The organism is Chromohalobacter nigrandesensis (assembly GCF_023061285.1).
GTDB classification, from domain to species: domain Bacteria; phylum Pseudomonadota; class Gammaproteobacteria; order Pseudomonadales; family Halomonadaceae; genus Chromohalobacter; species Chromohalobacter nigrandesensis.
The window spans coordinates 1-1,226 of sequence record NZ_JAKGAM010000036.1; the positions used below are offsets into that span (position 1 = coordinate 1).

Here is a 1,226-nt window from a genome sequence, read left to right on the forward strand (position 1 = left end):
TCGGGCGATGTCTCTTGGCCAGCGCTCAGCGATACGCGCCATCTGCTTGGCGCTCCAGACCATGATAGCTGGGCACATATGTATTATGTTCTTCCTGCCAAGTGCGAGACTGGCGAATAGCCTCGTCGATCTGCTCCTGGGTCATTTTCTTGGCGACACGTTGTTTGCCTTCAGCGCCAGCGGTGCCGCTAAGGTCGTAATATTTGTAGGCTTTGACAAGATCTTTCTCAGTCCCCATGCCTTTCTCATAGCGTTCAGCCAATATGTGAAAGCCAATATTGATTCCTTTTTCGTATTTATTGAAGACGCTTTTTTTTAGCCACAAAAAAGATTTCTTGTCGTCTCGGGATACTCCTTCGCCTTTTCTATACATATATGCCATCTGTCCAGAAGACCTGCCATCACCGGCGTTACCCGCTTTGCTGAGCCAGTAGATTCCTTTCTCGACATCGTAGGGGTATAGCTCTTCCCACTTCTCACCCACATAGGCTAGGCCCAACATGCGTTGTGCAAGAATATAGCCTTCCTGCGCTGCTTGGGTTGCCAGCTCCCTTGCCTTATCGATATCCTTATCCGTACAAACCCCATTATAATACATGGTTGCCAGAGAATAGCCGGCATCAGTGATGTCACTTTCCCAAGCGTCTTGCAAAAAATCGACAGCCTTTTCGCAGTCTTTCTCAACATGAAACCCTGGAGCCCCTTTTATATAAAAAATACCGAGGAATAATTTTTTCCGGTTCGCATCGGACGTAGATAAATCCTTAAGCTCTTCCTCCGAAAGCTTATCGATGGCCGCGCCAAACGCCTTTCCCGTAGGATCCTGAAACAGGATGTCCGCCTGTACGCTGCTGGATAGGCATAGCACCATGATAAAAATTAAGCGTTTCATTCTCGCGATCCCCATTAATTTCCTAAACTTTCAACATTGAGTATCAATAAGTCGTTCTTGAATGCATGAGTATCTATCGACCTGAAAGCTATTGTGAGACCGACTAATTGGGTCAAAGTGTTTTTTGCGTAGATCTGTGACCACTCCGCTTCGTAAGCCTTATCTTTCAGGGTGAATTCAGGTTGATCGCTTGGGCCACTACCTTGAGTCATGCCATATTCTGAGTTTGAGGCAAGTGATAGCGCTTCACTGCTCCGGTTCTTTTTATAGGTCCAGTCAAAAATGCTTTTCCGTCTTTCTTCACGCGGAACAAGTCGAAGCACCAACTCGATCG

Annotated in this window: 2 protein-coding genes; both read right to left on the reverse strand. The window is 46.8% G+C overall.

The window, feature by feature from the left end; translation table 11 throughout:
* Positions 1 to 25 precede the first annotated feature (25 nt).
* Positions 26 to 892 carry a tetratricopeptide repeat protein gene (locus L1073_RS17060; protein WP_246901421.1) on the reverse strand — a complete coding sequence of 289 codons (867 nt, stop codon included), beginning with the start codon at positions 890 to 892 and terminating at the stop codon, positions 26 to 28.
* 14 nt (positions 893 to 906) lie between these two features.
* The coding region (locus L1073_RS17065; protein WP_246901423.1) for a hypothetical protein at positions 907 to 1,226 on the reverse strand (320 nt) is incomplete at its 5' end.

Bases quoted from the DNA above. Each gene is read 5' to 3' on its own strand.
- L1073_RS17060 (WP_246901421.1), bottom strand. From the start codon at position 892: ATGAAACGCTTAATTTTTATCATGGTGCTATGCCTATCCAGCAGCGTA.